Annotated in this window: 13 protein-coding genes; 6 read left to right on the top strand and 7 right to left on the bottom strand. The window is 68.7% G+C overall.

What is annotated here, in order from left to right; all coding sequences use genetic code 11:
* The first annotated feature begins 185 nt into the window (after positions 1-185).
* From ABC766_RS29805 to ABC766_RS29790, 4 genes are all read left to right on the top strand, one after another.
* On the top strand, positions 186-1,301 hold the full coding sequence (locus ABC766_RS29805; RefSeq protein ID WP_024830191.1) for a hypothetical protein: 1,116 nt from the start codon (positions 186-188) through the stop codon (positions 1,299-1,301).
* A gap of 1,033 nt (positions 1,302-2,334) precedes the next feature.
* Positions 2,335-3,273, top strand: coding sequence for a hypothetical protein (locus ABC766_RS29800; RefSeq protein WP_024830190.1), 939 nt, complete (start codon positions 2,335-2,337; stop codon positions 3,271-3,273).
* Positions 3,274-3,350: 77 nt separating this feature from the next.
* Positions 3,351-4,775 (top strand): exodeoxyribonuclease VII large subunit, encoded by a 1,425-nt coding sequence (locus tag ABC766_RS29795; protein WP_024830189.1) that lies wholly within the window; start codon positions 3,351-3,353, stop codon positions 4,773-4,775.
* A gap of 21 nt (positions 4,776-4,796) precedes the next feature.
* Positions 4,797-4,988: a hypothetical protein gene (locus tag ABC766_RS29790; RefSeq protein ID WP_024830188.1), complete on the top strand. Its 192-nt coding sequence runs from the start codon at positions 4,797-4,799 to the stop codon at positions 4,986-4,988.
* Between the two features lie 515 nt (positions 4,989-5,503).
* Here ABC766_RS29790 and ABC766_RS29785 read toward each other — a convergent pair.
* From ABC766_RS29785 to ABC766_RS29755, 7 genes are all read right to left on the bottom strand, one after another.
* The gene (locus ABC766_RS29785) at positions 5,504-6,565 is read right to left on the bottom strand and encodes a Cj0069 family protein (RefSeq protein ID WP_024830187.1); all 1,062 of its coding nucleotides are present in this window, start codon (positions 6,563-6,565) and stop codon (positions 5,504-5,506) included.
* A gap of 57 nt (positions 6,566-6,622) precedes the next feature.
* Positions 6,623-7,090, bottom strand: a complete 468-nt coding sequence (locus ABC766_RS29780) for a Rap1a/Tai family immunity protein (protein WP_024830186.1) — start codon at positions 7,088-7,090, stop codon at positions 6,623-6,625.
* Between the two features lie 16 nt (positions 7,091-7,106).
* Entirely contained in the window at positions 7,107-8,063 is a 957-nt protein-coding gene (locus ABC766_RS29775) for a DUF1259 domain-containing protein (protein WP_024830185.1), read from the bottom strand.
* Positions 8,064-8,099: 36 nt separating this feature from the next.
* Positions 8,100-8,456, bottom strand: a complete 357-nt coding sequence (locus tag ABC766_RS29770; RefSeq protein WP_024830184.1) for a hypothetical protein — start codon at positions 8,454-8,456, stop codon at positions 8,100-8,102.
* A complete protein-coding gene (gene chrA, locus ABC766_RS29765; protein WP_024830183.1) occupies positions 8,456-9,865 on the bottom strand; it encodes a chromate efflux transporter in 1,410 nt (469 codons plus the stop codon). The genes ABC766_RS29770 and chrA overlap by 1 nt, the downstream gene beginning before the upstream one ends.
* 2 nt (positions 9,866-9,867) lie before the next feature.
* A complete protein-coding gene (locus ABC766_RS29760; RefSeq protein ID WP_024830182.1) occupies positions 9,868-10,698 on the bottom strand; it encodes a chromate resistance protein ChrB domain-containing protein in 831 nt (276 codons plus the stop codon).
* Between the two features lie 105 nt (positions 10,699-10,803).
* The gene (locus tag ABC766_RS29755) at positions 10,804-11,013 is read right to left on the bottom strand and encodes a DUF1289 domain-containing protein (protein WP_024830181.1); all 210 of its coding nucleotides are present in this window, start codon (positions 11,011-11,013) and stop codon (positions 10,804-10,806) included.
* Between the two features lie 88 nt (positions 11,014-11,101).
* Here ABC766_RS29755 and ABC766_RS29750 point away from each other — a divergent pair, with 88 nt between their 5' ends.
* Positions 11,102-11,380 carry a metal/formaldehyde-sensitive transcriptional repressor gene (locus ABC766_RS29750; RefSeq protein WP_024830180.1) on the top strand — a complete coding sequence of 93 codons (279 nt, stop codon included), beginning with the start codon at positions 11,102-11,104 and terminating at the stop codon, positions 11,378-11,380.
* A gap of 9 nt (positions 11,381-11,389) precedes the next feature.
* Positions 11,390-12,511: a nickel/cobalt efflux transporter gene (locus ABC766_RS29745; protein ID WP_024830179.1), complete on the top strand. Its 1,122-nt coding sequence runs from the start codon at positions 11,390-11,392 to the stop codon at positions 12,509-12,511.
* Positions 12,512-12,610 lie beyond the last annotated feature (99 nt).

The following is a 12,610-nucleotide window of genomic DNA, read 5'->3' as shown; positions in this document are numbered from 1 at the left end:
TCACGATGCTCCAAGTCCATGACGCTTTGGCGTCGAGGCATCTCAGCATCACAGCGCACCAGTAGCGGAGCGTCGTGAGCCCTTCATCCTCCGAAGCCGGGCGAAGACCGCCCCGGCCGCCATCCCCCCGCCGCCACGCCCCTCGGCTGGCAACCTCTCAGCATGACTATCGGGAACCGACGATCATGGACGACGCACGATACACCCTCCATCCCTCCTCCGATCGGGATAGCCGTCACGACCCAGCGACCATCGCCACGCTCCTCGGCCACATCCGCCACGACCTCGTCCGCCAGCGCTTCCGCCTGTCCCTGATGGGAGCGCAGGTCCCTGAGGTCGTCAACGTGACGTCAGATCGGCCCGACGTCGCGGTCGCTGACGTCGACCGGTCGGCACAGCATCGCATGACGCCCGAATTCTCGGACGAGGCGCGCCGTCTCGCAGTTCGAGAGCATCTCAACGACCAAATGCGCCCCATCCTGCGCGCAGTCGCTCAGATTGCTGGCCTCGACTTGGCGATCTGGAAGGCGCGGATCGATGGTCCGATGCCGTTGACAGATCCCGATCTCGTGCAAGCGCTGCCCGCGGTGTTCGCGTCCGGTGCCTTCCGGGAAGCCCGCCGAGCGTGTCGCGACCTTACCTTACTGCCACCGGAGCTAAAGGTTTATGGCGAAAAGCCGTTCGACCTCGGCTTCCGCGGACGCCCGCCCGCGAAGATTCTGGCCGATCACCCGTGCTGGGATCTCCCATTCTTACCTGGAGCCCAGACCCTCGATTGCTGGACCATACACGATGCCTCCGAATTCATGTCCAGCTGGCCGCCTGATCCCGGCGACCTGAAGGAACCGATGGATGCCTGGGACGCGCTTACTGCCGACCTCTGGCTTCGCCAGCACAAGCTCTCTGACGGCCAAGAGGCGGATAGGAGAAATCCGGTCGTCGCGTACAGGGAGGGGCGTACGAAGAAGAGCCCGCTCAAGGTTCTGGCCGGACTCGACGAGGACGCCCTGCTAGTCTTAACCGACGCGGTACTCTGCGAGCGTTTGCGCCGCGATGTGATGGCCGTGCTGATGCAGGATCGTGCCGACCTGATCCACGCGGGCCTTGAGATGGTGGCGTGCGGGTACCTATGCCTGGACGACGTGCGCGCGGCGCTTGCATTCCATGACGACGCTCAGGAGGACGCCTTCGCGGAGGCTTTCGCCGAGAACGACGACTGGATGAGTGAATGGATCGTCGATTGGAGTGTTTGGCTGATCAGCAGATATGATTGGCCGCTGGTCGCTGCCTCTCGTGCCTGAGGCTTAGATTGCGGGATACCGAAGCCGGAAGGCAAGGCCGGGCCAGGCACCTGTTGCTGCGAGCGCTGCGAAGACGAGGCAAGGAGCTGTCGGATCGTCCTGATCCGACAGCGGGGCCTGGGGTACGACGCCGTAAGATATCCTGCTTTCGAACAACGGCAGAAGTTCGAGTAGTTGGGCTCAGCCGGCGCCCCTCCGCTCGGACTTAGGATCGAGGTGGTCGCCGTCACGTGGGATATCACCAAAATTGGATAGACGTCGGTTATCACTCCCAACCCTACGTCGGTTATCGCTTTGAGCCTGAAAGACGTTCACTGACAGAGCGTTGCCGCCCGAGAGCCCGGGGGCTGATCGTGCCGAGATCGATGAGACGAGAACCGAGGCGGGGTGAAGCAAAGACAGTTCGCGAACACCGGGAGTAATGCGACGACGGAGGGCGGCGAGGCATCTGTGCTCTCTTCCTCACGAACACGAAGAGATCACAACCTACGACATGCCCGCCGGCGAGAACGAGGCTGGCTGCGATCTCGAGCTGGCGAGGCTCTGGGTGCGCGCTCGCGCCGATCATACGGGCCCATACCGAGGCAGTTTCCCCCACGAACTGCAGCGATTTCATCCGAGCCAGGACGGAAAGCTGTCCGCCCGCATTTGCGACCTTTCGTGGACGCCTGGAGCGCGCCGCGGAGGTGCGGTTATCGCCCGACGAGTTCACGCTCTTCCTATCGCTGACGCTCGACCCCTTGCGAGCCTTGAGCGCTCGGATCGTCGGCGTTGCGGCCCGATCGGGGAGCCTGAAGCAAGTCGAAACACAGCAAACTTAGAAGAACATAATCAAGCGAAAGGCGACGCGCTCCCGAGCCTCTGCGGCTGCGGGAGCGGAGGGGAAAGCAGTCCAATCACAGCAGATCAGGCGAAGGCCCTTCGCCCCAAAAGCCCAAGGAGGACGGGGACGGCAGAACGCGGCGCTCGGACAGCGCTCGCTGGACGGTCGGTGAGGCGCCTTCGCCCCTTCCCCTGACGATGGACATCACAAATGACAGATACAGATCATGACGCGCCCACCGGCGCGAACGAGCCCGGCCGCCCGCACGAGTCGCCGGGCTTGCGGGTGCGCGCACGGGTCGAGCGCCCGCGCCGGCACAAGGACGGCCTTACCCTCGAACTCCAACCTGTCGATCCTGACCGTACCGGAAGGCTTCACGCCTTCCTCTCCGGCGACCTCATCCGCGAGATCCAGGACGCGACCGGCATCCTGCTCGATCCCGGTGCGATCATCGGCGAACACGAACTCAAGCTGACCTTCGTGGCCGAGCCGCTGGGCAACCTCACCGCGGGGGTCGCCGGCTTCGTGCGCGACGCCTTCCTGACGGGATGGGCCGAGCAGGACGCTGTGGTTCGGGATGGCCTGGAAGCCGACTATTTGTGGGTCCGGCAGCACGACCTGCCGGTCCCGCGCCGGCTCCGGCGGGTGTTCCTAATCGAGCCGGATGACGGCGCTCAGCACCCGCTGGTCAATGCCCTCGCCCATTGGTGGGATCAGGGCGCCATCGAGTTGATCCGACATCCGATCGCGTTCGAGCAGCCGGGCTCGGTCGCCGCGCTTCGGCATGCGTTCGATTGTGCGATCGATCAGTACGAGTGGGGTTCCCTGGACGTGGTGGTCGTGGACCCGGGCTGTGGGTTCGCGTTCCGCGAGCTGTCGGACGACGGGCTGATGCGTCAGGTCGCCGTTTTGCCGGTGCCGGTGATCACGCGCCGCGCGTCGTCGCCGACGCTGCTCGACGGCTTGGCCCACCGCTGTTTCGATCACCCGGACGAGATCCTGGCCTTCCTCGCCGGCATCCTCCGGCAGGAGCTGCGGCTGGCCGACCGGGCGCGGCTCGATGCGATCGCCGAACTGATCGAGGCGATCCCCAAGCCCACGCGCAAGGCGAAGACGCCGCACGGCAAGCCCGGGCCGCTGTTCGACTGACGCCACCCTCGACGATCCGGCCGCCGGCATGCTGGCCGCCGGACCACTGCCCCATCCCGACCTCAGCGAACGACACGATGCGACACCACAGATTCTTTCCTAAGACCCACGGGGGGCCTGTACCCCCGGCTGAACCGGGCGATGCCCGTCCTCCTCCTATCCCGCTGGACGACGCAGGGGCGACCCGGGTCGCCGACGAGATCCGCGAGCTCCGCGATCTGCTCGGCTGGCTGCGCCAACGCCTGCGAGGCGAGCACACGGTGCGGGCCAGCGTCCTGACCGTCGCACCCCTCGGGTCCGACGGACACCTGCTCCTGCTCGGCGAGGCCGATCCAAGCAGTAGCCTCGAGCCGCCCCGGCTCAAGGTTCGGCTCGCCGCTGCCGACCTCGCCGCCTGCCGGGATGCGATCGGCGACGCCCTCGATCCGGCGGCCTTGGTCAACAGGACCGTCGTGCTCCGGCTGCAAACCAGCCTGCGTCAGCGCTACGGGCGCGGTGCCGGGGTACAAGCCAGGGTCATCGCTGTGATCTCGGTCGGCGCGGTGCCGGTCGAGGGCGAGATCCAGCGGGAGAGGACGCTGCAGCGCCTGAGGCGCGAGGGGCGCCGCTTAGGCCCGGGGACCTGGGAGGTGCCCGAGGATCCGCGCCACATCGCGCTGATCGCCGCCGAGTTCGGCGATGCCCGTCGCGACGTCGAGCACGTCCTGCGCCCACTGGAGGAGAACGGCCTGATCCGGCTCCACCGGATCTACGCGATGTTCGAGGGACCGTCGGCGGAGCACTCGTTGAGCGAGGCGTTCGGCCGAGCGGGCGAGCTGCACCGCGAGCACGGCCTATCGGCGACCCTGGTCTGCCGAGGGGGCGGTCCGGTCGAGGGCTTCCAGGCCCTCAACGCCTACGCGACCGTGCGCGCGGCCACCGGGGCTCCGAACGTCATCGCAGGGCTCGGCCATGCCGGGACGCCGCTCACCGCCCTGGATGCGGTCGCGGCGCGATCTGAGCCGACCCCGACGGCCGCGGCGATACTGGTGCGCCGGCTTGTCGAGGCCACCGGCGTACGAGCCGAGCGCGCGCTCGCGGCGTTCGACGCCGCCCTCGCGGAGAATCTGGAGGCGGCTGGGCGCATCGCCCTGGCGGGGGCCTTGCAGGGCTTCGCCGCGAGCCTCGGCGATCTCGCGGAACTCGCCGATCGGCGGCTGCGACAGCTCAATCGAGGCGTTGAGCGCAGCCTGCTGACCGGCCTTGCCGCGGCAGCTGGCGTTGGGACCGGCGCGACAGCCGAGATCAAGCCATATGCCGCTCCCATCGAGGTGCTCGGCTTCGGCGATGGGGATGACGACGACCCGGCCTGGGAGCCGGGTTGGGCGCTGGTGACGGCGGCCGACACCGGCCTCGTCATCGAGCGCTATCGCGAGCTCAAGTCCCACATGCCGCTGTTCCTGCACTTCCGCGACGGGACGATCTTCGTCCGGGTCGTGCCGACCTTCGTCACATACAACTGATCTGCGACCAGGAGATTGACCATGTCCAAGACCCGCTCACCCGAGACGCCGAGCTTCCTGACCGCGGTCCGGCGCATCGAGGCGCTGACCCAGGAAATCCAAAAGGACGGATTGTCCGCCTTCGAGAAGGCCGAGGCCGCCTATGTCGAGGTGCAAGAGTTGCGCGCCGTGCTGAACGCCCGGATCGCTGACCTGCGCCGCCGGTCGGCATAGCCCGAGGATCCGGGTCACCGCCGATGTCATACCATCGGCGGTGGCGCCTGAGGAAACACATCCGCGACGCCCGTCGCGGATGCCGCCTCGGGAGAGGCATGGGTACCTATCCAAACCCCGGAAGGGCCGATTACCTCTGCCTCGGACAAAGCGTCAGCTACGGTCGGACGTGTTGCCTAAAAAAACGCCATTCCGGACATGCTCTTGTTGGAGCGGATGACAATCTTTGAGAGCCGCCGGCCGTAATGGGATTTGCTGACGCAAATGCGGACGGACTGATTGCGACCAAACGCCATCGTTCACACGTAGCCCTTCGGATCCCGATAGCGGACGTGTGCTGGACGGCTCCTCTGGCTGCTTTGCGCCCATCCCGGTCATTCACGAAGCCGCGGACGCCACTCCATAGCGGACGTTCACCGTGACGGCAGCGGCCGCCCATTCGCATAAGGGTACGCTATGAAACGAGGAGCGATCCGGTATTCCAAGGCTGTTTCCAGGCTAACAACCGGTTCCGGTCAGCCTCCGAAGGCCGCGTCCCGCTCCACCGGTCGGTGGGCATCGTCCAATCGATGTCGCAGCGTCGCGGCCAGGGTGTCGTGCGCCTCGTCTGGAATGGGGTAAACCGAGCTCGCGTTGATCTCGCAGAGCACGTAAGTGTCCTCGCCGGCGGCGCCCTTCGGCCCGAGCAGGAAGTCGGCGTCCCAGACGACCGGCAGGTCGTCCGGGACCAAGCCGAGCAGAAGCGTCATCTCAGGTATCCATTCCGCTTCCATCAGGCCGCGCAGGTGCTGGAAGCGCGCGTCGTCCGGCCCAGAATAGAGGCGCGGTGGGGCCCGTCCATGCTCGGGCGAGGCGAGCGCGGTCACGTACTGGGCACCGAACCCGGCCACCCGCGTACCGCTCACGTAGCAGCGGACCATCCCCTCCAGGTGCCGCGCCTGGAACGGCTGGTCGACGAGGGGGCCGCCCGCCGCGAAGTCGGCGGCGCGCTCGGCCAGGAACGCGTCGAGTGGCATCGTGCGCCGGCTCCGGTCGCGCGCCTCCTGCACCAGCACGTCGGGACCCGCGGCGCGCTCTACCTTCCAGACGCCGATGCCGCCGTTGCCGCGGCTGCACTTCAGCACCCGCGGCCCCTCGGCGACGCGCGCGGGGAACTCCGCCGCGAGCGCGGCATGGCTGGCGTAGAGGTGCGTATCCGTGCCCCAACCCAACTCCCGCGTCCGGACCAGCACCTCCTTCGTGCCTATCCGGTCGATTACGTCGGGATGACAGCTGACGAGGATCCCGGCGGCCGCCACCTCCCGCAGCACCGCGTCGAGAGCTCTGCGGTCCTCGCCGGTGTCCTCAGTCACTGGGTTCACCCAGACCAACACGGCGTCCACCGCCATAAGCTGGGCCCGGACGTCATCGGCGAGCTCCTCCACCCATACGGCGGGCTCGCCGGCGAGCCCGTGCCGCTCAAGGACGGCGAACACCGCCGCGAACCGGCTGGTTTCCGGACGCGCTTCGGCTCGCGCCCGGGCGTCGCCCCGCCAGACGACGGCGACCTTGAAGGGATGCTGGCCTGGACCCGTCATCTTTGGCACCGGGAGCATTGCTGGCGCGGATCGTGAGGGAGGCGGGCGCGCTCCGGTTCACCGCCCACAGGGCCAGCACTGCCGGAAGGCGAGGCTGGCCCCCGCCAGCATGTCGGTCTGGAGCAGGGCCTCGTTGGCGTGCGCCCAGGCCATATACGCCTCGGTCAGGGCCTCGATGGTGTAGTCGACGGCGCAGATCCCGGCCTTGTCGCCGCCATCGCCGAAGGCCGCCAGCGTATCGGCGACACCCATGAGGTAGGCGCTGCACCAGCCCGACGCCTTGCCCCGCTCGGCGAGGCAGACGCGGTACAGGTCCCCCGACCGCCTCTCGCGGATGTCGACCGAAGCGGCCGGCGGCACCGCCGGGGCACCGACGCCCTGGCCGCCCGCATTCAGGGCGCAGGACGTGCCCTCGCAGCCGGCGGCGTTCGCCGGCGGAACCGTCGCCGGAAGTGAGACGGTGACCGAAGCCGCCGCCAGGACCGCGAGGCACCGCCCCCTGAGGTTCACCGACATCGTCATCATGGCGATGCTCCTGGCATCAGCCCTTCGCGACCTTCACCTGGTCGAGCGCGTCGCGCAGGCCCTTGGCGAGCTTGCCCGCGTCGTCGTTCGCCCAGAAGTGCATGAAGAACAGCCGCGGCTCGTCGTCGAGCATGTGGTTGTGAAGCGCCGTGACCTCAATGCCGCTCGCCCGCAACGCCTTGATCACCGGGTTCACCTCGTCGGCGGTGAGCACGAAGTCGCCCGTGATGGCCGCCTTGCCGCCGCCGGTCGGCTGGAAGTTGATGGCGATCGCCGAGCCCATGGCCTCGGGCACGACCATGCCGTGGTCCTTCGGGGTCTCCGAGCGCGGCACGCTCACGGCGTAGACGCCGCCGTTGACCTTGCCTTTGCGCCCGATGGCGGCGTCGATGGCCGCCGTGTCGAGGTCGAGCGACTGATCCGGCGCGGTCGCCTTCGCCGGCACCGGTCCCTCGCCGGCCGAGGCCGGTTCGGTCTTCCCGGACGGCGGGGAGCCGCCGGCGGTCTCGCCGCCGAAGGGCGTGCGGCTCGCGCCCAGCGCCCCCGCCAGGATCGTGGCGAGCTTCCCGGGCTCGCCCTGCCCGGAGACGTGCATGTAGAGGGTGCTCGGTGAGGCCCGCAGCAGGTGGTTGTGGATGGCGGTGATCTCGACGCCGTTCTCGACGAGGCGCTTCATCACCGGGTTCACTTCGTCCTCGGTTAGGACGAGGTCGCCCATCACCATGACCTCGTTCCCGCCCCCGTGCCGCACGAAGGCGAGCCAGGAGCCAAGGGCGAGGGATGGCTTCAGCTGCACGCCGTCGAGGGTGACCTTCAGGTCGGTCCGGGGCAGGCCGACGCGGTAGACCCCGCCCGGCATGGCGGTCCCGGGCTTGCCCAGCCCGGTGGCGATGGCGTCCTGCCAGGGCTCCGCGGCCGACGCGCCGGTCGCGAGGGTGCCCAGGACGGCGATGGATGCAAGCAAGCGACGCATGGTCGTCTCCTCGATTGTGGTTGCGGTTCGAAGTCCTCAGGACCGGCGTGCCGGTGCCTGCAGCACACCCTCGTCCGGCAGGGTGCCGTCGCCACGCCGGAGCTCGACGCGGTTGCCGGCCATCCAGACCTGGACGCAGGGAACGGCCTCCAGGCAGAGCTCGTCCTTGTCGATCCGCCACCGCGCGGTGTGAGCCCGCCCGAGGGACACGACGTGCAAGCGGCCGCCCGGCTCGAAGCGGTAGGCCCAGTGCACCTCGTCGGTGACCTCCTTGCCGACAAGGCGCGCCCGGATCTCGGACGCGGTCAGGCGCCGGAACGCCTCGCCCGCGGGTGCCGGACCCGCCGCCAGGACGAGAAGGATGACCGCCGCGGTGCGGCGCCCGGTGCCCATCACACCAAACCTCCCAAGTGCAGGGCGACGCCGGCAGCGGCGCAGGCCGCGAGCGTCTGGACCATGCCGACCTTGCACCGGAACACCGCCAGCACCGCCGCGGCCGCCAACGCGAGGGCCCAGGGGTTGAGGCTTGACGGGACCGGCACGTCGAACCGGACAGGGCCGGCCGCGAACGGTCGCGTCTCGGCGAAGACGGTGTGCAGGGCGAACCAGACCGCGAGGTTCAGGATCACGCCGACGACCGCGGCGGTGATAGCCGAGAGCGCGCCGGCCAAGGCCCGGTTGCCGCGCAGCCGCTCAACGTAAGGGGCGCCCACGAAGATCCAGAGGAAGCACGGCGCGAAGGTCACCCAGGTGGTCAGCAGCCCGCCGAGCGTCCCCGCCAGGAGCGGCGGCAGACTTCCCGGCGCCCGGTAGGCGGCGAGGAAGCCCACGAACTGGGTGACCATGATCAGCGGGCCGGGCGTGGTCTCGGCCATGCCGAGGCCGTCGAGCATCTCGCCGGGCTTCAGCCAGCCGTAATGCTCCACCGCCTGCTGGGCCACGTAGGCGAGCACCGCGTAGGCCCCGCCGAACGTCACCATCGCCATCTTCGAGAAGAACACCGCCACTTGGCTGAAGACGTCGTCCGGGCCGGCGGCGAGCAGGATGGCAGCGACCGGTACTAGCCAGATAGCGCCCCAGGTCAGCAGTATCCGCAGCGTTTGCCCGGCGGCGGCCCGCTCCTGCGGAAGCTCGTGATCGTCGAGTAGGAAGGGGCCCTCGACGACCTTGCCACCACCCCCGTGCCCTCCGGCCTTGAACTGCGGCAGGCCGGCTCGGCCGCCGAGGTAGCCGATGACGCCCGCGCAGAGCACGATCAGCGGGAAGGGCACGTCGAAGAAGAAGATGGCCACGAACGCCGCAGCCGCGAGGCCGACCATGACCGGTCCCTTGAGTGCCCGCTTGCCGATCCGGATCACGGCCTGGAGCACGATGGCCAGCACCGCCGCCTTCAGGCCGAAGAATAGGCCGGCGACGAAACCGACGTTGCCGTAGAGCGCGTAGACCCAGCTCAGCGCCATGATCGCGAGCACGCCCGGTAGGACGAATAGCCCGCCGGCGACGAGCCCGCCGCGGGTGCCGTGCATGAGCCAGCCGACGTAGGTGGCGAGTTGCTGCGCCTCGGGGCCAGGCAGCAGCGTGCAAAAGTTCAGGGCGTGCAGGAAGCGGTTCTCGGAGATCCAGCGCCGCTCCTCGACGAGGATGCGATGCATGACCGCGATCTGCCCGGCCGGCCCGCCGAACGAGAGCGCGGCGATGCGCGCCCAGATCGGCACGGCCTCGGCCAGGGTCACGGGCAGCGGCGCTCCCGGGGCAGCTGCGCTATGCTCCGGCGCAGTCTGGATGCCTGCGGTCGCGGCCATGGTCAGGCCTTCCCCTTAGTGCGGTCGCCCACCCAGTCGTGACGCTCCTCCGTTGCGTCCCGGCACCAGCGATAGAAGGCGTCGTAGAGGAGCATGCCGGCGTCGAGCTGCTCCATGTCATTGGCATAGATGCGCGACAGGCCGAGCGATGCCGCGAGCAGCCCGGCCGCCTCCGGCGCCAGGTCTGGCCGGCCCGTGTCGGCCCCGCGCACGAGCGTCGCGAGGTGCAGGAGCGGCGGCGTGGCGAGGCCGAGCTCCTCGACCATGACGTCGAAGGTGCAGAGCTCGCCCCGGTGGCTCCAGAAGGTGCCCGGGTCGTCGATGTCGAAGGGTGCGGCCTCGAACCGTTCCGCAACGCCGACGACCTCACCCGGCGGCACGAACAGGAAGACCGCGTCGGGGTCGACGAAGCGGCGGATCAGCCAGGGACAGGCGATACGGTCGACTTTGGGTCGGGCGCGCGTGACCCAGACGGTTCGGCCCTGCTCGTCGCGGTTGCGGACCTTGTCGGCCGGGACCATCGGCAGTTCGGCGGCCGCCCAGTCTGCGATACCACCCTGCAGAGCCTCGGCGTTCACGCCGGCGCTGCGCAGCCAGGCAGCGACGCCGTGGCTGTGCCGGCGCCCGTCCTCGCAGACCACGACGACCGACCTGCCGCGCAGCGCCGGCGCCCACTCGGCGACCCGGCTAGCCTCCCGGACGAGGGAACCGGGCACGTACCGCTGGTCGGCGAGGAATTCCTTGTAGGTGCGCACGTCGACGACGGCCGGGCAGCCGGGAGTTCCGATCAGGCGCGCGAGTTTGTCGACGGTAATGGTGTTGGGCACAGGCATGACGCGTCCTTGCAGCAAGTGCAGATGGGACGCGATTCTTCAGCCGAAGCCTCGTCGGGGGATCGCTCCCCGATGAGTCAATACATCCCGCCAGCGCCCACCCTGTCAAGCGTCCCCGAGGTCGGAGTGGGCCGGCTCCCGTGTGGCCGAGACTTGCTCGACCCGCCGGGGCAGCTCGCGCGCGAGGGCGGTCCGCCGGTAGGGTGTCATTTTCTTCCACGCGCGGATCTCGGGGATTGTGCGGCCGCAGCCGAGGCACCAGCCGGTGCGCCCGTCCCACTGGCAAACCCCGATGCAGGGATCGTCCTTCTTCATGGTACGGCTCCGCACACACCACGGCATCGACGCCGCTGGACACACATAGGGTACCCCCCTATGTGTCGCCATAACGAGGAAGCCTGTGATGGCCCACACGATCAAGGAAAGGACCAAGCTCCTGGCGCGTGTGCGCCGGATCAAGGGACAGGCGGAAGCCGTCGAGCGGGCCCTGGAGGCCGAGCTCGGCTGCGCCGACGTCCTGATGCTGGTCGCCTCGATGCGGGGTGCCATCAACGGGCTGACCGCCGAATTGATGGAAGACCACATCCGCCACCACGTCGTGAACCCGGACGCCGAGCCGGACACAGAGCGCGCCCGGGGGGCCGCCGAGCTGATCGAGGTGGTGCGGACCTACCTCAAGTGACGAGACCTCATGACCTCCTTGCCTGACCTGCTCCAGCAGGGCACCGCGCATGCCTGGCTGTTCGTGCCGAGCGCGATCCTGCTCGGCGCCCTGCACGGGCTTGAGCCCGGCCACTCCAAGACGATGATGGCCGCCTTCATCATCGCGGTCCGAGGCACGGTCACGCAGGCGGTGCTGCTTGGGCTGGCGGCGACGCTCTCGCACACCGCCGTAGTTTGGGTCATTGCCCTCGGCGGGCAGTATCTCGGCCAGGAATGGGGCGGCCAAGCGAGCGAGCCGTACTTCCAGCTCGCCTCCGCGGTGCTCATCGTCGGCATCGCGCTTTGGATGGCGTGGCGCACGTGGCGCGAGCAGCACCACGACCATCATCACCATCACGACGAGACGAAGCACGTCACGACCAGGGCCGGTCTCCTGACGCTGGAAGTGTTCGAGGACGGGGTGCCGCCGCGCTGGCGGGTGCGTGCGGAGCGGGGTGAGCTACCGGCTCCCGGGAGCATGACCGTCGAGACGCTTCGCCCGGACGGCGGTCGGCAGGCGTTCGCCTTCGCGCACCGCGGCGAATTCCTGGAGAGCCTGGAGGAGATCCCGGAGCCGCACGCCTTCACGGCACGTCTGCGCCTCAACGGGCCGGCCGGAGCCGAGATCCACGAGGTCGCGTTCGAGGAGCACGACCATGACCACGGGCACATGAACCTGGGCGACGAGGACGACGCCCACGCCCGGGCCCATGCCGAGGACATCCGCCGCCGCTTCGCGGGCCGGCATGTGACGACCGGCCAGATCGTGCTGTTCGGCTTGACCGGAGGGCTGATCCCGTGCCCGGCAGCCATCACGGTCCTGCTCCTGTGCATCCAGCTCAAGCAGTTCAGCCTGGGCTTCGCGCTCGTCGTCTGCTTCAGCATCGGCCTGGCGCTGACCATGGTCTCGGCCGGCGTCGTCGCGGCGCTGAGCGTCAAGCATGTCGCCTCCCGCTGGTCCGGGTTCGACGCCTTCGCCCGGCAGGCCCCTTACGCCTCGGCCGCCCTGATCGTCCTGGTCGGCCTCTACACCGGCTGGCTAGGCTGGCAAGGCATCAGCCACGCACACCAGGACCACGCGGCCGCATGGACTGTCGACATTCAAGGCTGACCGACCGGCCATGAGCCGAAACAGGTTCAGTCGTCGGCGATGGCACGCGACCTGGGATCGACCAGGAGGCGGACCTAACGGCCATCACGCTCGCACGGG

It is taken from the genome of Methylobacterium fujisawaense (genome assembly GCF_039619325.1).
GTDB classification, from domain to species: domain Bacteria; phylum Pseudomonadota; class Alphaproteobacteria; order Rhizobiales; family Beijerinckiaceae; genus Methylobacterium; species Methylobacterium fujisawaense.
This window is presented reverse-complemented; position numbering and strand designations above follow the sequence as displayed.